Source organism: Streptomyces bikiniensis (assembly GCF_000716625.1).
Taxonomy (GTDB): Bacteria; Actinomycetota; Actinomycetes; order Streptomycetales; family Streptomycetaceae; genus Streptomyces; species Streptomyces bikiniensis.
The window spans coordinates 11,575-32,359 of the sequence record NZ_JNXJ01000034.1 but is presented as its reverse complement, the minus strand read 5'-3'; the positions used below and the strand labels follow the sequence as shown (position 1 = coordinate 32,359).

20 protein-coding genes are annotated in these 20,785 nt (G+C 74.5%); 10 read left to right on the top strand and 10 right to left on the bottom strand.

The genetic code is table 11. The features are described 5' to 3' along the window. Nucleotides 1-17: 17 nt before the first annotated feature. Complete coding sequence (locus tag OO47_RS24550; protein ID WP_030221996.1) at nucleotides 18-920, bottom strand: LysR family transcriptional regulator; 903 nt, start codon at nucleotides 918-920, stop codon at nucleotides 18-20. 75 nt (nucleotides 921-995) lie between these two features. Between OO47_RS24550 and OO47_RS24545 the strand changes: the two genes are divergently transcribed. Continuing rightward, complete coding sequence (locus OO47_RS24545) at nucleotides 996-2,060, top strand: DMT family transporter (RefSeq protein ID WP_030221993.1); 1,065 nt, start codon at nucleotides 996-998, stop codon at nucleotides 2,058-2,060. A 161-nt stretch (nucleotides 2,061-2,221) separates the two neighbouring features. Here the strand turns inward: OO47_RS24545 and OO47_RS24540 are convergent, their stop codons facing one another. Next, a complete protein-coding gene (locus OO47_RS24540; RefSeq protein WP_078489880.1) occupies nucleotides 2,222-3,556 on the bottom strand; it encodes an aminotransferase class I/II-fold pyridoxal phosphate-dependent enzyme in 1,335 nt (444 codons plus the stop codon). 35 nt (nucleotides 3,557-3,591) lie between these two features. Between OO47_RS24540 and OO47_RS24535 the strand changes: the two genes are divergently transcribed. After that, nucleotides 3,592-4,287 (top strand): pyridoxamine 5'-phosphate oxidase family protein, encoded by a 696-nt coding sequence (locus tag OO47_RS24535; RefSeq protein WP_030221989.1) that lies wholly within the window; start codon nucleotides 3,592-3,594, stop codon nucleotides 4,285-4,287. Between the two features lie 15 nt (nucleotides 4,288-4,302). Next, nucleotides 4,303-4,449 carry a hypothetical protein gene (locus tag OO47_RS36970; RefSeq protein WP_158708692.1) on the top strand — a complete coding sequence of 49 codons (147 nt, stop codon included), beginning with the start codon at nucleotides 4,303-4,305 and terminating at the stop codon, nucleotides 4,447-4,449. A gap of 23 nt (nucleotides 4,450-4,472) precedes the next feature. Here the strand turns inward: OO47_RS36970 and OO47_RS24530 are convergent, their stop codons facing one another. The 3 genes from OO47_RS24530 to OO47_RS24520 all read right to left on the bottom strand — a co-directional run bounded on the left by OO47_RS24530 (nucleotide 4,473) and on the right by OO47_RS24520 (nucleotide 7,389). After that, nucleotides 4,473-5,435 carry a DMT family transporter gene (locus OO47_RS24530; RefSeq protein ID WP_030221986.1) on the bottom strand — a complete coding sequence of 321 codons (963 nt, stop codon included), beginning with the start codon at nucleotides 5,433-5,435 and terminating at the stop codon, nucleotides 4,473-4,475. 173 nt (nucleotides 5,436-5,608) lie between these two features. Further along, a complete protein-coding gene (locus tag OO47_RS24525; protein WP_030221984.1) occupies nucleotides 5,609-6,706 on the bottom strand; it encodes an EamA family transporter in 1,098 nt (365 codons plus the stop codon). Nucleotides 6,707-6,747: 41 nt separating this feature from the next. Continuing rightward, complete coding sequence (locus OO47_RS24520; RefSeq protein ID WP_078489878.1) at nucleotides 6,748-7,389, bottom strand: Clp protease N-terminal domain-containing protein; 642 nt, start codon at nucleotides 7,387-7,389, stop codon at nucleotides 6,748-6,750. Between the two features lie 196 nt (nucleotides 7,390-7,585). Here OO47_RS24520 and OO47_RS24515 point away from each other — a divergent pair, with 196 nt between their 5' ends. After that, the gene (locus tag OO47_RS24515; protein WP_033210167.1) at nucleotides 7,586-7,810 is read left to right on the top strand and encodes a hypothetical protein; all 225 of its coding nucleotides are present in this window, start codon (nucleotides 7,586-7,588) and stop codon (nucleotides 7,808-7,810) included. 63 nt (nucleotides 7,811-7,873) lie between these two features. Here OO47_RS24515 and OO47_RS24510 read toward each other — a convergent pair whose 3' ends face one another. After that, nucleotides 7,874-8,497 carry a PadR family transcriptional regulator gene (locus OO47_RS24510; protein ID WP_078489877.1) on the bottom strand — a complete coding sequence of 208 codons (624 nt, stop codon included), beginning with the start codon at nucleotides 8,495-8,497 and terminating at the stop codon, nucleotides 7,874-7,876. Between the two features lie 864 nt (nucleotides 8,498-9,361). Beyond that, nucleotides 9,362-9,796, bottom strand: a complete 435-nt coding sequence (locus OO47_RS24500; protein WP_030221966.1) for a VOC family protein — start codon at nucleotides 9,794-9,796, stop codon at nucleotides 9,362-9,364. 94 nt (nucleotides 9,797-9,890) lie between these two features. Between OO47_RS24500 and OO47_RS24495 the strand changes: the two genes are divergently transcribed. The 4 genes from OO47_RS24495 (at nucleotide 9,891) to OO47_RS24480 (ending at nucleotide 13,581) form a co-directional block, all read left to right on the top strand. Beyond that, nucleotides 9,891-10,559: a HEAT repeat domain-containing protein gene (locus OO47_RS24495; protein WP_030221954.1), complete on the top strand. Its 669-nt coding sequence runs from the start codon at nucleotides 9,891-9,893 to the stop codon at nucleotides 10,557-10,559. Nucleotides 10,560-10,564: 5 nt separating this feature from the next. Next, entirely contained in the window at nucleotides 10,565-11,611 is a 1,047-nt protein-coding gene (locus OO47_RS24490) for a HEAT repeat domain-containing protein (RefSeq protein ID WP_030221952.1), read from the top strand. A gap of 26 nt (nucleotides 11,612-11,637) precedes the next feature. After that, nucleotides 11,638-12,255, top strand: a complete 618-nt coding sequence (locus OO47_RS34100; protein ID WP_051716356.1) for a hypothetical protein — start codon at nucleotides 11,638-11,640, stop codon at nucleotides 12,253-12,255. Between the two features lie 516 nt (nucleotides 12,256-12,771). Next, the gene (locus tag OO47_RS24480; RefSeq protein WP_030221946.1) at nucleotides 12,772-13,581 is read left to right on the top strand and encodes a PhzF family phenazine biosynthesis protein; all 810 of its coding nucleotides are present in this window, start codon (nucleotides 12,772-12,774) and stop codon (nucleotides 13,579-13,581) included. 77 nt (nucleotides 13,582-13,658) lie between these two features. Here the strand turns inward: OO47_RS24480 and OO47_RS24475 are convergent, their stop codons facing one another. Both OO47_RS24475 and OO47_RS24470 read right to left on the bottom strand, forming a co-directional pair. Continuing rightward, entirely contained in the window at nucleotides 13,659-14,441 is a 783-nt protein-coding gene (locus OO47_RS24475; RefSeq protein ID WP_030221943.1) for a CPBP family intramembrane glutamic endopeptidase, read from the bottom strand. 108 nt (nucleotides 14,442-14,549) lie between these two features. Further along, nucleotides 14,550-16,049 carry a glutamate--cysteine ligase gene (locus OO47_RS24470; RefSeq protein WP_030221930.1) on the bottom strand — a complete coding sequence of 500 codons (1,500 nt, stop codon included), beginning with the start codon at nucleotides 16,047-16,049 and terminating at the stop codon, nucleotides 14,550-14,552. Nucleotides 16,050-16,529: 480 nt separating this feature from the next. Here OO47_RS24470 and OO47_RS24465 point away from each other — a divergent pair, with 480 nt between their 5' ends. Together OO47_RS24465 and OO47_RS24460 are read left to right on the top strand one after the other, a co-directional pair. After that, entirely contained in the window at nucleotides 16,530-17,144 is a 615-nt protein-coding gene (locus tag OO47_RS24465) for a hypothetical protein (protein ID WP_030221927.1), read from the top strand. Nucleotides 17,145-17,476: 332 nt separating this feature from the next. Next, nucleotides 17,477-17,683, top strand: coding sequence for a DUF5999 family protein (locus OO47_RS24460; RefSeq protein ID WP_030221925.1), 207 nt, complete (start codon nucleotides 17,477-17,479; stop codon nucleotides 17,681-17,683). A 97-nt stretch (nucleotides 17,684-17,780) separates the two neighbouring features. Here the strand turns inward: OO47_RS24460 and gcvP are convergent, their stop codons facing one another. Next, the gene (gcvP, locus tag OO47_RS24455; protein WP_030221922.1) at nucleotides 17,781-20,666 is read right to left on the bottom strand and encodes an aminomethyl-transferring glycine dehydrogenase; all 2,886 of its coding nucleotides are present in this window, start codon (nucleotides 20,664-20,666) and stop codon (nucleotides 17,781-17,783) included. Nucleotides 20,667-20,785 lie beyond the last annotated feature (119 nt).

The window sequence follows — 20,785 nt, the reverse complement described above, 5'->3', positions numbered from 1 at the left end:
CCCCGGGAGGCCGCGCCTCAGCACCCCAGCGGCTCGGCCACCGCCCGCAGCGCCCCGACGACCGCCCGCACGGAGGGGCGGCGACCCGCGTCGGCGCGCCAGGTGGCGTAGATGTGCCGCCGCATCTTCTGGCGTACGGGCACGAAGGCGACGCCCTCCGGCACCGGGCGGCCGAGCCTGGGGGTCACGCAGACGCCGAGGCCGGCCGCGACGAGCGCGAGCTGGGTGTGGTGCTCGCCCGCGAGGTGGCCGATGCGTGGCTCGATGCCCTGCGAGCGCAGGGTGAACATCAGCCAGTCGTGGCAGAACTCGCCCTCCGGCCAGGACACCCACTCCTCGTCGGCGAAGTCGACCAGGTCCACCGCCTCGCGTCCGGCCAGCGGGTGCGCGGCGGGCAGGGCCACGTCGGCGGTGTCGTCGAAGAGGTGGGCGCGCTCCAGGCCGCCGGGGACGGGCGCCCGCTTGTTGCTCCAGTCCAGGACGATCGCGAGGTCGGCGTCGCCGCGCAGCACCGCGCGCACCCCCGGCTCCGGCTCCAGCTCCGTCGTGCGGACCCGGAGTTCGGGGTGGCCGGCGCGCAGGGCGGCGAGCGCGCCGGGGAAGAGGCCCCGGGCCGCCGTGGGGAAGCCGGCGAGCCGCACCTCGCCCACGACCCGGCCCCGCTGGGCCTCGATGTCGGCCTGGGCCATCTGGACCTGGGAGAGGATCCGGGCGGCGTGCTCGGCGAGCAGCATTCCGGCGTCGGTGAGGCGCACGCCCCGCCCGTTCCTGGCGAGCAGCCGCTGCCCGACCTCGCGCTCCAGCTTGGAGAGCTGCTGGGAGACGGCGGAGGTCGTGACGTGCAGTCCGTCGGCCGCGCCGCTGACGGAGCCGTGGCGGGCGACGGCGTCGAGGGTGCGGAGGCGCTCCAGGTTCAATATGTAAGGAATGCTAAGGGAAGGGGTCGAGGAAGTCTCACTTGTCCTAAGCGGTTGGTTCCGGTCACCCTGAGTGCCATGAGCCCCGCAGCCCCGCCCCCCGTCCCTCCCGCTCCCACTCCCTCTGCCATTCCCTCTGCCATTCCCTCTGCCACGGCGTCCGCCATGACATCCGCCGGACCGCCCCGGCCCGCCTCCCGCCTGCTCGACTGGCGCGTCCGGTTCGGCGCGCTGGCCCTGATCTGGGGCTTCAGCTTCCTCCTCATCAAGGTCGGCACGGAGGGCTTCGCCCCCTTCCAGGTCACCTTCGGACGGCTCCTGTTCGGTACGGCGGTGCTCGCCGTCGCCCTGGTCGTGAAGCGGGACCGGCTGCCGCGCGGTGCCCGCGTCTGGGGCCATCTGACGGTCGCCGCCTTCCTCCTCAACGCGCTTCCGTTCTCCCTCTTCGCGTACGCGGAGCTGACGATCCCGTCGACCCTGGCGGGCATCTGCAACGCGACGACCCCGCTGTGGGGCATGCTGCTCTCCCTCGTCGCGCTCTCCGAGGACCGTCCGACCCGGGTCCGCGCGGCCGGCCTGGGCATCGGCTTCGTCGGCGTGCTGACCGTGCTCGGGGCCTGGCAGGGCTTCTCCGGCCTGGACGTGACCGGCACGGCGCTCGCCCTCCTCGCCTCCTTCAGCTACGCGGTGGGCTGGATCTACGTCCGCCGGACGCTGGCCGGCACCGGCGCGTCGAACCTCTCGCTCGCCGGTTCCCAGGTGGGCCTGGCGACGCTGCAACTGGCCGTGGTCACCCCCCTGTTCACCTCGATGCCGGAGTCGGTGGAGCTCCTGCCGCTGCTCGCCGTGGTCGCGCTCGGCGCGCTCGGCACGGGGTACGCGATGCTCCTCCAGTACGGCATCGTCGCGGAGGTCGGTCCGACGACGGCCTCCATGGTCACGTACTTCATCCCGGTCATCGCCACGGCGGCGGGCGTCACGCTCCTGGGCGAGCGGCTCGGCTGGAACACCCCGGTGGGCGCCTTCGTGGTCCTGGCGGGCGCGGCCCTCACCCAGACCCGCGCCTCCCGCCGCCGTACGGCTCCGCTCCCCGAGGCGCGGGAACCGGCCCCGGCGCCACGGGAGTCCGCGACCTGCGCCTGAACTTCCGTACCCCCGGGGTGACGACCCGGGGGTACGGACGGCCGGGCACGCGGAGGGCCGGCCCCGCACGGGCAGTGCGGACGGCCGGCCCTCCGCACGGGCACCCGCCCACACCTCCGCGAACCCCTACCCGTCACCCGTAACCCATCACCCGTGACCCATCACCCGTAACTCCGCGCCGGCGCGGGCCCCGCCGCCCCGGCGACGGCGTCGGCCAGGGGCTCGACGTCCGCGACGGCCAGGCCGGAGACGGTGAGCCGGACGGCAGGCCCGGCGTCCATCCGGAACCGGGCGCCCGGGGCCGCCGCCCAGCCCGCCGCGAGGAGCCGCGCGACCGCGCCCGTCTCGTCGGCGACCGGCACCCACACGTTCATGCCGGAGCGCCCGTACGCCTCGACTCCGCGCCGGGCGAGGGCGCGGACGAGCCCGTCGCGCCGCTCGCCGTACGAGCGCGCGACGACGGCCGGGTCCACCGCCCCCGAGGCCCAGAGGTGGGCGACGGTCCGCTGGAGCAGCCGGCTGACCCAGCCCGGGCCGAGCCGCTGCCGCCCGAGGACCCGGTCGACGGTCTCGGCGTCCCCGGTGAAGGCGGCGATCCGCAGGTCGGGGCCGTACGCCTTGGCGACCGAGCGGACGAAGACCCAGCGGTCGGTGACCCCGGCCAGGGGGTGGAGCGGCTGCCCGACGATGCCGTGCCCGTGGTCGTCCTCCACGAGCAGGACGCCGGGGTGCGCCGCGAGGACCCGCCGCAGCTCCCGGGCCCGGTCCGCCGTGACGCAGGCGCCGGTCGGGTTCTGCGCCCGGTCGGTGACGATCACCGCCCGCGCCCCGTCCCGCAGGATCGCCCGCTCGACCTCCTCGGGGAGCGGCCCCTCGTCGTCCACGGCGACCGGCACCGGCCGCAGCCCGAGCGCGGGCACCAGGTCGAGGAGGCTGCCCCAGCCCGGGTCCTCGACGGCGACGGCGTCGCCGGGTCTGAGGTGGACGGCGAGGACCCGCTCGATGGCGTCGAGGGAGCCCGAGGCCGCGCCGACGGGCCCGGCCGGCACGCCGTCCGCGTCGAAGGCGGCGCGGGCGAGCCGCCCGAACTCCTCGTCGACCGGGGCCTCCCCGTACATGCCGGGCCGCTCGGCGTAACGCCGGGCGACCTCCGCGAGGGCGGCGCCGAGGGACGGGAGCAGGGCGGGGTCGGGACTGCCGTTGCTCACGTCCCGCACTCCGGCGGGCGCCTCGACCCGGATCGAGCCGCGCGCGGTCGTGGCGGGGCGGGGCCGCACCCGGCTGCCGCGCCGCCCGTCCGTCTCGATGACCCCGCGCTCGCGCAGGGTGCGGTAGGCGGCGGCGACGGTGTTGGGGTTCACGCCCAGGGTGGCCGCCAACTCCCTCATGGGAGGCAGCGGTCGACCGGGCGCGAGGGCACCCGTGCCGACCCCCCGTTCGACGCTGGCGGCGATCTCCGATGCGCGGCGGCCTTCGATCCGATACTCTCCTAGCACAAACACAAGTATGCACTAGTGCAATGGAGGAAGCAATGGGCGCCACCACCGCCACCACCGAAGAGGTCCCGCCGGCCGCCTACACGCCGACCGCCCGTACCGTGCCCACCCGCTCCCGGGAGCGCGCCTCGTACGACAGGGAACTGGTCCACTCGATCCTCGACGAGGCCTACGTCTGCCACCTCGGCTTCGTCCGCGACGGCGTGCCGGTCGTGCTCCCCACCCTCTTCGGCCGGGTCGGCGAGCGCCTCTACGTCCACGGTTCCACCGGCTCGCGGCCGCTGCGCGCGACCGGCGACGGCACGAAGGCCCCCGGCCTGCCGGTCTGTCTGACCGTGACCCACGTCGACGGCCTCGTGCTGGCCCGCTCCGCGTTCCACCACTCCCTCAACTACCGCTCGGTCGTCGTCCACGGCACCGCCCACCGGGTCACCGACCCCGAGGAGCTGCGGACCGCCCTCGACGCCCTCGTGGACCACGTCGTCCCCGGCCGCTCCGCCGACTCGCGCCCCGCGAACGCCAAGGAGCTCGCCGCCACCGCCGTGATCCGCCTCGACCTCGACGAGGTCTCCGCGAAGGTCCGCGCCGGCGGCCCCAACGACGACCCCGAGGACGCCGCCCTCCCCCACTGGACCGGCGTGGTCCCCCTGCGGGGCGGCTACGGCACCCCGGTCCCGGCGGACGACCTCGACCCGTCCGTCCCCCTGCCCGACTACCTCGCCGCGCTCTGACGCCGGGCGATCGGAGTGACGGATGTACGGGCCACGCCCCCGTACGCGGGCGGCAAGCCCCGAAAGGCCCGCGAGCGCGCCCCCACCCCCCTCTCCGACCACGCCGGGCCCGACGCCCGGGAGGCCCGGACCCACCGGCCGCGCCGCCTCGCGACCGGCTGACGTCCAGGCCCCCGGGGACCGGCCTACGCCGTCACGGCCTCCCGCCCGCGTTCGGCCGCCGTCCGCGTCTCCGCGAAGGCGAGGCCCGCGACGGCGGCGAGGAGCAGCAGCGTGCCGAGCACGATCGCGGCGGTGAGCCGCTCGCCGAGGAGCGAGACCGCGATCAGGGCGGCGCTCACCGGCTCCAGGAGCATGATCACGGAGACGGTGGCGGCCCGGACGACCGCCGCTCCCGCGAAGTACAGGGCGTACGCGAGCGCGGTCGGCACCGCCGCCACGTACACGAGGAGGAGCAGCACGCCCACCGGCGTGCCGGTGCGCGGGACGAGACCCTCCGCGAGCGCCGCGGGCAGCAGCCCGACCGCCCCGATCGCGAAGGCCCAGGCGGTCGTCGCCAGGGCGTCCGCACCGCCGCCGTCGCGGCCGAGCCGGCGGGTGAGCAGGGTGATCGCCGCGTATCCGGCCGCCGAGACGACCGCGAGGACGACGCCGACCGGCCGCACCTCGGCGTCGCCGCCGCCCAGGACGAGGACGACGAGCCCGGCGAGCGCGCCGACGACGGCGAAGGTCCCGCCCCGGCCCAGGCGCTCCCCCATGGTGAGGCGGGCGCCGAGGGCGATGAGGACGGGCCCCGCGCCCAGGGTGACGACGGTGCCGACGGCCAGGCCCGTGGCCTCGACGGCGGCGAAGTACGCGCTCTGGAAGACGGTGAGCCCGACGCCCGTGGCGAGGATGCGGACCGCCCTGCGGCGGCGCGGTTCCCCCGTGGCGGGGACGACCGCGCGGCGGGGGCGCAGGGCGAGGGCGCCGAGCAGCAGGACCAGGCCGCCGAGACAGCGCCAGAAGGAGAGGGCGAGGGGGCCCATGTCGCTGACGCGGAAGATCAGCGAGGCGGCGGCGCCGGCCGTGCCCCAGGCGATCCCGGCGACGATCAGATAGAAGAGGCTCCGCCCGACGGACAGGGCGGATCCCGAGGAGTTCGACACGTGACTTCTCCGTGGAAGACGGGAGGGAAAGGTGGTCGCTCGACTCCGCGCGCGGGCAGCGACGAACCGCCCGGCGGCGAGGGATCGCCCGCCCGGGCCCGGTCTTCGTCGGAAAGGTCTCCGCGCGCTAGGCGGCGGGAGGCGGAAGCACGGTCGCATGCATGATCGGCACCCTACGGGGCGGTCCGTCCGGCGGACGACCCGGCCTCGCGACCGGCCGCGCCACCGCTGCCGCTCCCGTCCCCCGGCCCGGCCCCGCCACCGTCCCCGGGCCCGCCACCGGCACCGTCCCCGGTCTCGGCCCCGATCGCTCCCGCCTCCCCCGTTCCACCGGCCACGGGCCGGGCCGGCGCCGCCTTCGGCGTCGAGGACTGGGCGATGAAGGCGCCGACGAGGACCACCGCGCCGCCGGCGATCTGCGGCGCGCCCAGGTGCTCGCCGAGCAGGACCCAGGCCAGGACGGTCGCGATGACGGCCTCCAGGCAGGCCACGACGCCCGCGACCTGCGGGGAGAGCCGGCGCACCGAGACGACGCCGGTGACGTAGGCGAAGACGGTGGCGATCAGCACGATCCAGCCGAGCAGCAGCCAGGCGGGCACACCGGTGCCGTCCATGGTGGCGCGGCCGCCGAGGACCGCCCAGTCCATGCCCCAGGGCCGGGCCACGACGGTGAGGACGAGCGCGCCGATGAGCAGTCCGTACGCGATGACGCCGACCGGGTCGGGCCGCCCGGCCCCGCCGTCCCCGTCGGCGCCCCGGTCGGAGAGGACGAAGTAGCCGACCTGGCAGCAGGCGGCGGCGAGCGCCAGGAGGAGCCCGAGGAGGTCGAAGCCCAGCCCGGACCAGACCTGGACGACGCACGCGAGGCCGCCGACGGCGAGGACGACGCCGAAGGCGGCGGCGCGGGTGACGGGCCGGCGCTGGACGAAGCGGACCCAGCCGAGGACGAGGGCCGGGGCGAGGTACTCGATGAGCAGGGCGACGCCGACGGGGATGCGGGAGATCGAGGCGAAGTAGAAGGCCTGGACGCCGGCGACGGCGAGCAGGCCGAAGCCCACGAGGAGGGCGGGTTCGCGGCGCAGGAGGTCCCGGTGGCGCCAGGCCACCGGGAGCATGAGGAGCGCGGCGCCGGCGACCCGGAGCCAGACGACGTGGAGCGGGTCGAGTCCCGCTTCGATGAGCGGCTTGGCCGCCACTCCCGAACCACCGAATGCGAAGGCCGAGGCCAGGGCGAGTCCCAGGCCGGCGCTTCTCCCCTGAGACGCGTGCATGGGGTCATCATGACAGGACGCCGTCAGGGGTGTAACCCCCGTTACACCTGTTGAGACGGCCCCTCGCAGCGGGTGCTCCCGGAGACACCGCCGGGAGCGGGGTCACCGGCCGGGTCGAGGGCTTCGCAAGGGGCGGCGGCGAGGTCGGCGCGGGCGGCCAGGGCGGCCGGGTCGATCCCGGCGCGGCGCAGCACCTCGACGGCCCGGCTCCCGGGGTCGGCAGCGACGACGGCGAGCAGGTCGACGCCCCGGGCCTGCGGCTCGCCGCGCCCGGCGGCCCGCCGGAGGGCGCCCTCCAGGGCGGCGGCCGCGGCCGGCGACCAGCCGGGGGTCCGGACCTCGCGGGGCCCGGTCCCGCGCGTCGCGGGCAGCATGCGCCGGGCCGCGGACTCCTCGACGGAGCGCTGCCAGCGCAGGCCGTAGCCGATGGACCGCTGGACGAGGTAGCCGAGGACGCGGGCGAGCCGGTCGCGGTCCTCGAACACGTCGGCGGCCTCGGGGTCGGACTCGACGAGCGAGTGCAGCAGGTGCGCGGTGTCGATCTGGCGGTCCCCGTCCCGGAGGGCCCTGCGGCGCGCGCCCGAGACGGCCGCCGCGAGCGGGGGCGTCAGGAAGGGGGCGAGCTCCGCGCGCGGGGCGGCGGGCTGCCGGAGCGACGGGGGGCGCGGGACGGGACTGTGCACGCTCCCACCTCATCAGGCTCCGGCGGCCGGAACATCACCGGAGAGAAGCATGTCCGCATCCCACCGGAGTCGGGCACGGACGCGCGTTTCCTCCTCCTTGCGAATGAGATCGCGCGCGTTGCCCCCGAGAGGCGCGCGCCGCCTTGCTTCGCGCCCCTCGTGCAACCACGACCCCCTCTCCGCTCGTCTTCCGAACGTGTTCTGGATGGTGGGTCTGCTCGCGCTCGACGGGCGGCAGTACGTGTACCGGGTGTACGCGCCCCGGGAGGCGCTGCCGGCCGATCTGTTCTGGGCCGCGTTCCACTGCCACGAGGAGGACGGGGCGCCGCGCGCCTCCGACAGCTTCGACTCGGCGGAGATCCGGTGGATCGGCGACGGGGCGGGCCCGACCACGGCGGAGCTGACGGTCCACCACCACTGAGCGCCCGGGGACGGGAAAGGGGCCCGCGGCGGTCGCCGCGGGCCCCTCGCGCACTTCCGGGCCTCAGTGCTCGTCGGCCAGGATCAGGTACAGCTTCTTGCGCGCCTCGTTGATCACGGCGACCGCCTTCTCCCGCTGCTCGGGGCTGCCGGTCTTCCAGACCTGCCCGAACGCCTCCATCAGGCCGAACCCGGCCTGCCGGATCTCGTTCACGGCGTCCCAGTCGACTCCGCGCCCGGCCTCCTCCCAGGGGGCGTCGGGCCCTTCCTCGGCCTCGGCGCGCCCGGATTCGGTGAGCGTGAACAGCTTCTTGCCGCCCTCGCTCGCGCTGGTGATCAGCCCCTCGTCCTCCAGGAGCTGGAGGGTGGGGTAGACGGAGCCGGGACTGGGCTTCCAGGCCCCGTCGCTGCGCTCGCCGATCTCGCGGATCATCTCGTAGCCGTGCATCGGGCGGTCCTTCAGGAGCGCCAGGATCGAGGCCCGCACGTCACCGCGCCGCGCCCGTCCCCGGCCGCCGCCGCGCCCCCGGCCCCCGAAGGGGCCCCCGCCGAACGGTCCGCCGCCGAACCCGGGCCCGAAGGGCCCGAACGCGGCACGCCGCCCCTCGAAGTCTCCCCGGCCTCCGGGGCCGCGGCCTCCACGACCGGCTCCGTGTCCGTTTCCGCACTCGTGTCCATGTGAACGCATCGCAACGCTCCTTCCATCGGGATTCCTTCTATGAACCATCGCGATACCTCAACGATATATCGGAACTGTTCGACGGGCAACAGAACCGAAGGATGACGACGTGCAGGTCCGCACCGGCCATGGACGTGCCGATGGGGAACGGGATGATCGCCGTCCCGCCGGGTCGGGCGACACTGTCGGACCGGCGGACACGACGCGGTCGGGCGGTCGAACTCGCGCTCTGCCGGCCCGCGGCGTTCCCGGTCGCCCGGGCATTGCGCGCACGGGCCACGGGTCGGCGGCCGGGTACCGGCCCCGGGGACCGGCTGCCCGTCGCGTGCGTCTCCCGGTGGGACGCCGTGCGGTTCCGCGACGCCCTGTCCCCGTGCGCCGGCCGCACGCCCGCGTACCGCTTCCGCGCCGGGCCGACCGGGCCGCGCTACGGGAATCCCGGCGAAATCGGCCGGTACCGCGGCGACTCGCACGAGCACGTCCACGAGGCGGGCGGCAGGTCCCCCGACCCGTGGGGGCTCCACGACGTGCCCGGCAACGTCCGGGACCGGTGCCGGGACGTCTACGACGCCGAGGTCTGCGGCGCCCGCCGGGCGCTCCGCGGCGGTGGTTGGTTCGGCGAGCACCGGAGCCGCCGGGCTTCCGCGCGGCGCCGGTCCCTGTCGGTCTCACCGCGGACGGTCGCGAGCAGCCCGCCTCCGTCCCCGGCGACGTGGCTCTGCCGCCGTTCCCGGACCGGGCGATGACGAGTTCCGCCCTCGCATCGGTGGGGAGCCCGCTGCCGGGCCGGCGCGGCCGTCGCGGTCGGCCCCCGTGCCGAGTGGCCCCGGGCCGCCCGACCCGCTCGCCCCCGGCCGGGCGCCCTCACGGACCTCAGTCCAGACAGAACTCGTTTCCCTCGATGTCCTGCATCACGACGCAGGACTCGTTCTCCTCGTCGGCGAACAGCGTGTACAGATGGACCGCTCCGAGCTCGACCAGCCGCGCGCACTCCGCCTGGAGCGTGGTCAGCCGCTCCTCGCCCACGAGCCCGGTGCCGGCCCGTACGTCGAGGTGCACCCGGTTCTTGACGACCTTGCCCTCGGGGACGCGCTGGAAGAGCAGTCGTGGGCCCTCGCCCGAGGGATCGACGCAGGAGAACCACTTCACCTCGCGCCCGGGCGGCAGCGAGCGGTGGTAGTCGTCCCACGTGTCGAAGCCCTCCGGCACCGGCGACACGACGTAGCCCAGCACCTCACACCAGAAACGGGCGAGGCGTTCGGGATCGGCACAGTCGAAGGTGACCTGAAACTTCCTGATCGTCGGCATCGGCACACCCTAGGGCGTGGGCCACCCCGCCGAAACCCGTATTTGACCTTGCCACGGTGTCAAGGTCTTCACTGGCGCCGAGGAGGTGGTCCCGATGACCATGCCGAAGGAAGAGGACGGGGCGGTACGGGCCCTGCGGGCGCTGGGGAGCGACGACCCGTCGGTCCGGCTGCGGGCGGCCCTGGCGGTCGGCACGGCCCCGGGCCGGGGATGCGTGGACGAGCTGGTCGAGCGGTGCGCGGTCGAACCCGACTTCTCCGTACGGGAGATGCTGACGTGGGCGCTCACCCGTCACCCGGCGTCGGCGACGGTCCCGAGGCTCCTCCCAGAGGTCCGCTCGGAGAACGCGCGGGCGCGGAGCCAGGCCCTGCACACCCTGTCCAAGATCGGGGACCGGCGGGCGTGGCCGGTGATCACCCCGGCGCTGCTGGCCGACGCCGACGACGAGGTGGCCCGGAGCGCGTGGCGGGCGGCGGTCGTGCTCGTGCCCGAGGGTGAGGAGCACGAGCTGGCCGTAGGGTTGGCGACACAGCTCGGACGCGGCGGACGCGAGACGCGGCTGAGCCTCAGCCGGGCGCTGATCGCGCTCGGGGAGGCGGCGCCGCCGGTCCTCGCCGCGGCGGCGACGGACCCCGACCCCGAGGTGCGGGCGCACGCGATCGCCACGGAGCGGCTGCGGCGCGACCCGGACGCCGGATTCGAGTCCGCGGTCGAGGAGGCGAAGCGCGTCGTGGCCCTCGGCGGGGCCGCCCGGGAGGAGTGACAGGCGTGTTGATCGGTGACGTGGCCCGGCGGTCCGGGGTCAGCGCCCGCATGCTCCGGCACTACGAGTCGCTCGGCCTGGTGCGCCCGACGGGACGCACCGGCTCGGGCTACCGGGAGTACTCCGACGAGGACATCCGGCGGATCTTCCACATCGAGAGCCTGCGGTCGCTGGGCCTCTCGCTGCGCGAGGTCGGGCGCGCCCTCGACGACCCCGGCTTCGCGCCCGCCGAGCTCGTCGCCGGCCTCGCCCGCCGGACCCGGGAGCGCATCGCGGCGGAGACGGAACTGCTCACGCGGCTCCACCGGATCGGCGCGGCGGAACCCGCCGGCTGGGAGGACGTCCTCCGGACCGTCGCGCTCCTCCAGGCACTCGGGTCGAAGAACGCGGACGCGCGCCAGCGCGCGGCCCTGGCCACGTCCGAAGAGGCCGCCCTGCCGGTGGAGGCGCTGGTCGAGGCGGTGCTGGACGAGTCGGACCCGAACGTCGCCGGGGCCCTGCGCTGGGCCCTGGCCCGGGCGGGCGAGAACGGTCCGGCACTCCTGGCGGAGGGCCTCGACTCCCCGGCCCCCGAGGTACGGGAACGGGCCGTGCGGTCCCTCGCCGAGCTGCCGGGCGAGGAGGCGACCGCACTCCTGCGGGACGCCCTCGCGCACCCCGATGCCACGGTCCGCGGGCACGCGGCCCTGGCACTCGGGGCGCGGGGCTCGGCCGACGCGATCCCGACGCTCGTCGACCTGGTCGTCGGGGAGACGGGGAGGCGGGGAGGGACGGAGGGAGCGAACGCCAAGGGAGCGAACGACGTCGACGCGGCCGACGCGCTGAGCGCGCTCGCGGACGACCCCGCCCTGGCAGACCGGATCGCCGGCGCCCTCGTCGACCGCCTCGCGTTCGCCCCCACCGGAACGCCCGCACGCCGCCGCCTGACCCAGGCCCTCGCGGACGTTCCGGGCCCCACGGCGTCCCGGGCCCTCGGATCCCTGTCCCACGACGAGGACCCCGCCGTCGCCCTCACCGCGAGGTACGTCCTCGCACTGCGCGACGGCCGCTGACGCGCCCCGGCACCGATACTGGGTCCGTGACAGCCGAGTACCCGTACGCACCGCTCAACGGCCCGGCGGACTTCGCGTCCCGCCTGGCCGCGGCCGAGGACTGGACGTACGCCGCCCTGGAAGCCCGGCAGGAGGGACCGTGGGCCCCGACGGAGGCGGAGGGCCCGATCCTGGCCGACCTGGTGGCGGCCACCAACCCCCTCCACGGCGGCCGCCTGCCCCCGCACACCGGCGATGCGGTGTACGTACGCCTGGGACGGATCAGGAACTGGGCCGGCGCGCTGCGGCTCGCCGCCCGCGCCGGGGGCTGGAAGCTCCGCCCCGTCGTGGGTACGGACCCCTCCACCCTCATCCGGCCCTTCGACGCGGCCGACCTGCTCTCCGGCGTCTACGCGCTCGCCGAGCAGGGCGAACAGTGGCAGCGGCTGATGCTGGCGACCGTGGACGACCTCAATGCCGCGGCCCGCGAACGGCCTTCGCGACGGCCCCGGCCCCTGGAAGAGGCGATCGAGGAACGCGCGCCGGGGTTCGCGAGGGAGCTGGCCGCCGCGGAGGGGTTCTTCACCGGCCCCGGCACGCTGGACGACCTCCCCTCCTACCTGGCCCGCACCACACCCCCGCCGATCGGCGACCCGCCCGCGTGACGTCCGGGGAGGACCCCCGGCTCCCTCCCGCGCTCACCCCGCGGAAGCGCCCCCGCCCCGGCGCGCCCGCACGGCCCGCACCGGACGGGTGGTCCCGTACCCGGGGAGCCAGGGCAGCGGCGTGATGCCGCCGATGTGGACGGCGACATGGCCGACGAGGTCCTCGGTGCGCTTCTCCTGGTCCGGGGGGAAGGACCGTCACGGCCGCGGAGACCCCCACCGGCACCAGCGGGAGCAGCACCGACCACGGGCGCGGCCGCCACCCGGGCCGGGCCGCGCACCACGCCCCCACGGCCCCCGTCAGGAAGGGCCCGAACGGCACCCACAGCAGCACCGGACAGAGGACCAGGACCCACCGGCCGCCCGCCTACCCGAACATCGTCGGAGCCCCCCGAGTCCGCGCACGGCGGCACCTTCCGCGTCCGGTTCCACGTCCGACGACGCGCGAAGCGGTCGGTCCAGTTCTCCGCGATTGGCCTTGGCCGCCGGAAAACCGCCCCCGGTACCGTCGGCGCCATGCGCATCCGAATCGTCGACGCCTTCACCGACCGGCCCTTCTCCGGCAACCCCGCGGGGGTCCTCCTCCTCGACTCCTTCCCCGAGGACGCCTGGCTCCGGAGCGTCGCCGCCGAGGTCAACCTCTCCGAGACCGCCTTCGCCCACCCGCTGCCCGCCGACGGCGAGGCGGACTGGGCCCTGCGCTGGTTCACGCCGACCACCGAGGTCGACATGTGCGGCCACGCCACCCTGGCCACCGCGCACGTCCTGCACACCACCGGCGCCGCGACCGGCACCGTCCGCTTCGCGGCCCGCTGCGGCGTCCTCGGCGCCACCGCCGAGGCCGACGGCACGATCACCATGGACTTCCCGACCTCCCCCCTCACCCCCGTCGCGGCCCCGGACGGCCTGGAGGAGGCGCTCGGCGCCGAGATCGTCGCCGTCCACGACACCGGGGTCCACATCGGGGACCTCCTCGTCGAACTGCGCGACGAGGCCGCCGTCCGCTCCCTCGCCCCGGACTTCGCCGCCCTGAAGACCATGTCCTCGCGCGGGACCGTCGTGACCGCCGCCGCCGAACGCCCGGACTCCGGTTACGACTTCGTCTCGCGCGGCTTCTTCCCGGCGGTCGGCATCGACGAGGACCCGGTGACCGGCAGCGCCCACACCGCGCTCGCCCCCTACTGGTCGGCCCGGTTCGGCCGCGACGAGCTCACCGGCCTCCAGGGCGGCGCCCGCACCGGCCTCGTCCGCACCCGGCTGCGCGGCGACCGCACCCTCCTCGGCGGCCGCGCCGTCACGGTCGTCGACGGCGAGCTGCACGCCTGAGCGGCCGACCGGCCGGAGAACGGCGGAAGGGGCGCACGGAGGATCCCGTACGCCCCTTCGCCACGAACGGCCGTCCGTCACACGGTCGGCAGCCACCCCACCTTCCCCGCGAGCAGCCCGTACCCGACGAAGGCCACGATGTCGAGCAGCGCGTGCGCCACGACCAGCGGCCCGACCCGGCCCCAGCGGCGGTACAGCAGGACGAAGACCACGCCCATCACCACGTTGCCGATGAAGCCGCCGACGCCCTGGTAGAGGTGGTACGAGCCGCGCAGCACCGAGCTGGCCACCAGCGCGGCCATCGGCGTCCATCCCAACTGCCCCAGCCTGCGCAGCAGGTAGCCGACGACGACGACCTCCTCCACGACGGAGTTCTGGATCGCCGACAGGATGAGGACCGGATACTTCCACCACACGTCCGGCAGCGACTCGGGAACCACCGTCAGGTTGAACCCGGTCGCCCGCGCCGCCAGGTAGAAGGCGAGCCCGGCGCTGCCGATCCCCGCCGCGACCAGCGCCCCGCGCCCGAGGTCGGGCCACGGGCGGGTGCGGTCGAAGCCGATGGCCCGCATCCCGGAGCCCTCGCGCAGCAGCAGGTGGGCGACGAGGACGACCGGCACCAGGGCCGTGGCGATGCCGAAGAGCTGCCAGGACAGGTCGAGCCAGGGCCTCCCGGGGGCGTACGAGCCGTTGAGCGTCGCCGCCTGCTCCTTCAGCGCCCCGGGTCTGGTCAGCGAGCCGATGAAGCTGATGAGGGCCGACACCGCGCTCGCCCCGAGCGAGAGGGCGAGCACGATGAGCGTCTCGGAGCGCAGCACCGTGCGCGGCAGGCCCCCGGGGGGCGGGGAAGCGTCTCTCACGCGTTGCTCCGACACCACGCCTGTCCCCACTTTCCGAACGACCCGAACCGTCCGGACATGATCGCCCATGAACCGCCCGGGAGAGGCACGGGGACCGGGAAGCGGGTGTCAGTGGATCCCCACCGGCCAGGTGTGGACCGGCTCCCCCTCCCGCATCAGCGTCCGGTACCGGCGCGTCATCGCCGCGAGCGCCGTCTTGCGGTCCAGGCCCCCCTCCAGGGCCCGGTGGAAGGTGTCGACCTGCCAGGAGGCGCCGTTCACCCGCCGTCGGCAGCGCTGCTCGATCACCCCGAGGTAGCGGTCCCGGTCGGCGGGCTCGACGTGCCAGGCGTCGAGCCCGGCCGCGGCGAGCGGCAGCAGTTCCTCCAGGACGAGCCGTACGGCCGGCAGGGTGGCGACGCCGCCCGCGCGCCCCGGCCGGGGCCAGCGCAGCTCCGCCTCGATGCCGTGGCGGCAGGCCGTGTCGAAGTTGGCCTCGGCGTCCTCGAAGGACATCCGCTTCCACACCGGCCGGGTCTCGTCGGCGAGCGCGCGCACCAGGCCGTAGTAGAAGGCGGCGTTCGCGATCACGTCCGTCACGGTCGGCCCCGCCGGCAGGACCCGGTTCTCGACGCGCAGGTGCGGGACGCCGTCGACCAGGCCGTACACCGGCCGGTTCCAGCGGTAGACCGTGCCGTTGTGCAGGACGAGCTCCTGGAGGCGCGGCACCCCGCCCCGGTCGAGGACGAGCAGCGGGTCCTCCTCGTCGTGGAGGGGGAGGAGGGCGGGGAAGTAGCGCAGGTTCTCCTCGAAGAGGTCGTACGCCGAGTCGATCCAGCGCTCCCCGAACCAGGTGCGCGGCCGCACCCCCTGGGACTGGAGCTCGGGCGGCCGGGTGTCGGTGGCCTGCTGGAAGAGCGGCGGGCGGGACTCCCGCCACAGCTCCCGGCCGAAGACGAAGGGGGCGTTGGCGCCGAGCGCGATCTGCACCCCGGAGACGGCCTGCGCCGCGTTCCAGACGGCGGCGAACCGGGCCGGGGTGACCTGGAGGTGGAGTTGGACCGAGGTGCAGGCGGCCTCGGGGACGATCGACTCCGAGGTGCACTGGAGGCGTTCGACGCCGTGGATGTCGAGGATGAGGTCCTCGCCCCGCGCGGCCAGTATCTGGTCGTTGAGGAGGGCGTAGCGGTCGTTGTCCGACAGGTTCTCGGGGACCAGGTCGTGCTGTTCGAGGGTGGGCAGCACGCCGATCATGACGACGCCCGCGTCGAGCTCCGCCGCCTTGCGGTCGGCGTATCCGATTCCGGCTCCGATCTCCTCCGCGAGCCGGTCGAACACGTGCCCCTCCAGCTGGTGGGGGGCGATGTTCACTTCGAGGTTGAACATTCCGAGTTCCGTCTGGAAATCGGGGCTCGCGATCTTTTCGAGAACCGGACCGTTCAGCATGCGGGGCAGACCGTCCGCACCGGCGAGATTGAGCTCGATCTCCACGCCCATGAGATTGCGCGGGCGGTCGAACCTCTTCTCCGCCAGGAGCCTCGCGAGCCCCGCCAGACATTGCTGGAGTTTCCTCCGGTACTGCTGCCGGTCGGACGGGCCGAACCCGTCGGCCACGACCTTCTCGCCCATCGAAGCGTCCTTCCCCGGGTGGGCGGCCGTCAGGGCGGCCGCGCGTCACGGACCATGATGCCCACCTCTTTGATCCACAACGCCTGCGGAACGGGCCTGTCGGAGGATAGGCTGGATGCAGCACTCCAACGGCACATTCCACGGGCACGCGACGAACGACATATACCAATGTCATATTGTCCCGAAAATCGGGGTCGCAATTCAGCCGACCGGCTCCTCGCGGTGTGCGCAGGCGAGAGCGGTATCGTCCTCCTGATTCCGCTTCGACGCCCCTCGAAGACGACCTGATGAGGTCTTGTCAGGAATATCGGCGACGTCTAGCGGAAACACTGTGTGAACACATGTCGTATAAACTCCGCGGACGAGGCAGAGTGTTGGCGCCCGGCCATGGCCCCATGGCCCCTCTCTGGCCCCGCCGCCGACAGCGCCGTCGTACCTGCCCACGCGTCACCGTGTCTCCTGAGCGAGAGGCGACCCACCATGCTCCGACCCTCTCCGGCCCCCGCGCCGGCCCTCCGCAGCGTCCTCGCGGCGCTCGGCTCACCGACCGCCGTCCGTGAGGCGCGCACCCCCGCCCTGCGGGCCGCGCAGGGACCACTGAGCCCCGAACTCCCGCTGCCCGTCCACGTGTTGGGCGTCACCGGAGCCCCGGGACACCCTCCCCGCACCCGGCTCGCCGGGTGGCGCTTCCTGATCCGGAACGGGGACCGGACGATCGCCGCCGCGGACACCATGCTCACTCCGGACGGCTGGTCCTTCTCGCACTTCTTCGAGGGACCGTACGTCTCCGCCACGGAACGGGCCCTGCACCAGGCCGAGGGCCTGCCGGTCGCCTACCGGCCCCGGCTGCTCTCCGTGCCGGAGCTCTACATGCTGACCCTCTGGCTGCACGCCGTCCCGGAACCGGACGGCGCCACCGCCCCGGAGGCCGACGACACCACCGTCGCCCCGGGCGCCGCCGACCTGATGGTGCCCCTGGCCCCCGCACCCCCGGGGATCGCGTCCCACCGCCCGTACCCGGTCGCCGACCTCCTGCCCGTCCTCAGCACGCGCCTCGCGCCGCCGCCCCTCCTGGGCTCGGCGGCGCCCGCCTGATCCACCGCACGCGCACCCGCGCCCCGTGCCCCGACCGGGCCACGGGGCGCACTGCTGTCCGGACCACCCGCCCGAACGCCCCGTCCGAACACCCCTCCCGTACGGACTAGCCCGCTCGGACCACCCCGAACCACCCGAAGGGACGGGGTGGTCGAGCCGAACCGCCCCTGCGGGTGACGCGTCCTCCCAGGAGAGGACGAGCTGCCGCGAAATACCTGCGGAAGTCCGTCCCGGGGGCAAGACTTGGACCGGAACCGAACCGACCGACGGGGGCGGCCATGAGCGCGCAGAGCCGCAGGACATCCACCACGACGCAGCGAAAGAACCCATCCATGTGCCAGCACCAGCCCGCCTGTCCCACCGCCGACTCCGCCGACCGCGAGGCGGCCCGACTGACGGCACACCACCCGGAGCAGGGCTGGAGCCTGCTGTGCAACGGCGTCCTGCTCTTCGAGGACACCGGTGAGCTCCTGCCGGACGGGCAGATCATCGCCCCGCACCGGCCGCTCGCGGCGGGCCGGGTGACGACCGCCGCCTGAGCGGGCCGTACGAGGGACGAAGCCCGAGGGCCGGCCCGGAGAAGAACTCTCCGGACCGGCCCTCGGTCGTGAGACCCGGCCGTGAAGGCCCGCGGCCTCAGTGGTCGTACTCGTCCAGCGGCGGGCAGGAGCAGACCAGGTTCCGGTCGCCGAAGGCGCCGTCGATGCGGCGCACCGGCGGCCAGTACTTGTCGGCGGCCGAGACGCCGGCCGGGAAGACCGCCTCCTCCCGCGTGTACGGGTGGTTCCACGCGCCGCCGAGCGCTGCCGCGGTGTGCGGGGCGTTGTGCAGCGGGTTGTCGTCCGCCGGCCACTCGCCCCCGGCGACCTTCTCGATCTCGGCCCGGATCGCGATCATCGTGTCGCAGAAGCGGTCCAGCTCGGTCAGGTCCTCGGACTCGGTCGGCTCGATCATCAGCGTGCCGGCCACCGGGAAGGACATCGTCGGCGCGTGGAAGCCGTAGTCGATCAGACGCTTGGCGATGTCGTCGACGGTGACGCCGGTCGCCTTGGACAGCGGGCGCAGGTCCACGATGCACTCGTGGGCGACCAGGCCGGCCGGACCGGTGTAGAGCACCGGGAAGTGCGGCTCCAGGCGCTTGGCGACGTAGTTCGCCGCGAGCACCGCGACCTGGGTGGCGCGCTTGAGGCCCTCGCCGCCCATCAGGCGCACGTACGACCAGGAGATCGGCAGGATGCCGGCGGAGCCCCACGGGGCGGCCGAGATCGGGCCGACGCCGGTCTCCGGGCCCGCGGTGGGCTGGAGCGGGTGGTTCGGCAGGTACGGGGCGAGGTGGGCGCGGACGCCGACCGGGCCGACGCCGGGGCCGCCGCCGCCGTGCGGGATGCAGAAGGTCTTGTGCAGGTTCAGGTGCGAGACGTCGCCGCCGAAGTGGCCGGGCTTGGCCAGGCCGACCAGGGCGTTGAGGTTGGCGCCGTCGACGTACACCTGGCCGCCGGCCTCGTGGACCTCGGCGCAGATGTCCGCGACGTGCTCCTCGAACACGCCGTGCGTGGACGGGTAGGTGATCATCAGGACGGACAGCTCGTCGCGGTACTGGGCGATCTTGGCCCGCAGGTCCTCGACGTCGACCTCGCCGTCGTCGGCGGTCTTGACCACGACGACCTTCATGCCGGCCATCACGGCGGAGGCGGCGTTGGTGCCGTGCGCGGAGGACGGGATGAGGCAGACCGTGCGCTGCTCGTCGCCGTTGGCCCGGTGGTACGCGCGGACGGCGAGGAGACCGGCCAGCTCGCCCTGCGAACCGGCGTTGGGCTGGATCGACACCTTGTCGTAGCCGGTGACCTCGGCGAGGCGCTCCTCCAGCTCGGTGATGAGCGTCAGGTAGCCCTGGGCCTGCTCGACCGGGGCGAAGGGGTGGATCTGGCCGAACTCGGGCCAGGTCACCGGCTCCATCTCGGTGGTCGCGTTCAGCTTCATCGTGCAGGAGCCGAGCGGGATCATGCCGCGGTCGAGCGCGTAGTCGCGGTCCGCGAGACGGCGCAGGTAGCGCAGCATCGAGGTCTCGGAGCGGTGCGCGTGGAAGACCGGGTGGGTCAGGTACGCGTCGGAGCGCAGCAGACCGGCGGGCAGCGCGTCCTCGGTGGCGGCGTCCAGGGCCTCGACGTCGGCGGTGACGCCGAAGGCGGCCCAGACGGCGGCGAGCTGCTCGCGCGTGGTGGTCTCGTCGCAGGAGACCGAGACGTGATCGGCGTCGGCGCGGTACAGGTTCACGCCGGCCTTGCGGGCGGCGGCCACGACCTCGTCGGCCTTGCCGGGGACGCGGGCGGTGAGGGTGTCGAAGAAGACGTCCCCGGTCAGCTCGACGCCTCCGGCGCGCAGGCCGGCGGCGAGGATCGCGGCGTACCGGTGGGTGCGGAGCGCGATGCCCTTGAGGCCGTCGGGGCCGTGGTAGACGGCGTACATGCCGGCCATGACGGCGAGCAGCACCTGGGCGGTACAGATGTTGCTGGTGGCCTTCTCGCGGCGGATGTGCTGCTCGCGGGTCTGGAGGGCCAGGCGGTACGCGCGGTTGCCGTCGGCGTCGACGGACACGCCCACGAGACGGCCGGGCAGGGAGCGGGCGTGCTTGTCCTGGACGGCCATGTAACCGGCGTGCGGTCCGCCGAAGCCCATGGGGACGCCGAAGCGCTGCGTGGTGCCGACGGCGATGTCGGCGCCCAGCTCGCCGGGCGAGGTGAGCAGGGTGAGGGCGAGCAGGTCGGCGGCGACGGTGACGATCGCGCCCAGCTCGTGGGCCGCGTCGATCAGCGGCTTGATGTCGCGGACGGCGCCGGAGGCGCCGGGGTACTGGATCAGCACGCCGAAGACGCCGCGCTCGGCGATCTCGGCGGGGATGCCCTCGCTCAGGTCGGCGACGACGACCTCGACGCCGGTCGGCTCGGCACGGGTCTCGATGACGGCGATCGTCTGCGGCAGGGCGTCGGCGTCGATCAGGAAGACGCCCTTCTTGACCTTGCCGACGCGGCGGGACAGCGCCATGGCCTCGGCGGCGGCGGTGCCCTCGTCGAGCAGGGAGGCGCCGGAGGTGGGCAGGCCGGTCAGGTCGGCGACCATGGTCTGGAAGTTCAGCAGGGCCTCCAGGCGGCCCTGGGAGATCTCCGGCTGGTACGGCGTGTAGGCCGTGTACCAGGCGGGGTTCTCCATCACGTTCCGGAGGATCACCGGCGGGGTGAAGGTGCCGTAGTAGCCGAGGCCGATCATCGGGGCGAGGACCTGGTTGCGGTCGGCGAGCGCGCGCAGCTCGGCGAGCACCTCGGCCTCGGTGCGCGCGGCCGGCAGGCCCAGCGCCTCGGCGTTCTTGATCACGTCCGGCACCGCGGCGGCCGTGAGCTCGTCGAGCGAGCCGTAACCGACCTGGGCGAGCATCTTGGCCCGGGCCTCGGCGTCGGGCCCGATGTGCCGCTGCTCGAACGGGATGCCCTGTTCGAGCTCGGAGAGCGGAATGCGGTTGGCGGTCATGTACGGAGGCCTCCTGGTCGTCACGACCTGCGAGGGGCACCACGGCGCGGGTGCCCGGACGGCCTCCCCCTCTGTCATCTCAACCTGAGAGCTTCACCGGCGCGCCTCGCGGCACGCTG

Excerpts from the sequence above, each read along its gene's own strand:
- OO47_RS24510 (WP_078489877.1), bottom strand. The coding sequence starts at position 8,497 with ATGCGTTCACATGGACACGAGTGCGGAAACGGACACGGAGCCGGTCGT.
- OO47_RS24465 (WP_030221927.1), top strand. The coding sequence starts at position 16,530 with ATGCTCCGACCCTCTCCGGCCCCCGCGCCGGCCCTCCGCAGCGTCCTC.
- OO47_RS24500 (WP_030221966.1), bottom strand. The coding sequence starts at position 9,796 with ATGCCGACGATCAGGAAGTTTCAGGTCACCTTCGACTGTGCCGATCCC.
- OO47_RS24470 (WP_030221930.1), bottom strand. The coding sequence starts at position 16,049 with ATGGGCGAGAAGGTCGTGGCCGACGGGTTCGGCCCGTCCGACCGGCAG.
- OO47_RS24460 (WP_030221925.1), top strand. The coding sequence starts at position 17,477 with ATGTGCCAGCACCAGCCCGCCTGTCCCACCGCCGACTCCGCCGACCGC.
- OO47_RS24525 (WP_030221984.1), bottom strand. The coding sequence starts at position 6,706 with ATGCACGCGTCTCAGGGGAGAAGCGCCGGCCTGGGACTCGCCCTGGCC.
- OO47_RS24545 (WP_030221993.1), top strand. The coding sequence starts at position 996 with ATGAGCCCCGCAGCCCCGCCCCCCGTCCCTCCCGCTCCCACTCCCTCT.
- OO47_RS24495 (WP_030221954.1), top strand. The coding sequence starts at position 9,891 with ATGACCATGCCGAAGGAAGAGGACGGGGCGGTACGGGCCCTGCGGGCG.
- OO47_RS24535 (WP_030221989.1), top strand. The coding sequence starts at position 3,592 with ATGGGCGCCACCACCGCCACCACCGAAGAGGTCCCGCCGGCCGCCTAC.
- OO47_RS24480 (WP_030221946.1), top strand. The coding sequence starts at position 12,772 with ATGCGCATCCGAATCGTCGACGCCTTCACCGACCGGCCCTTCTCCGGC.
- gcvP (WP_030221922.1), bottom strand. The coding sequence starts at position 20,666 with ATGACCGCCAACCGCATTCCGCTCTCCGAGCTCGAACAGGGCATCCCG.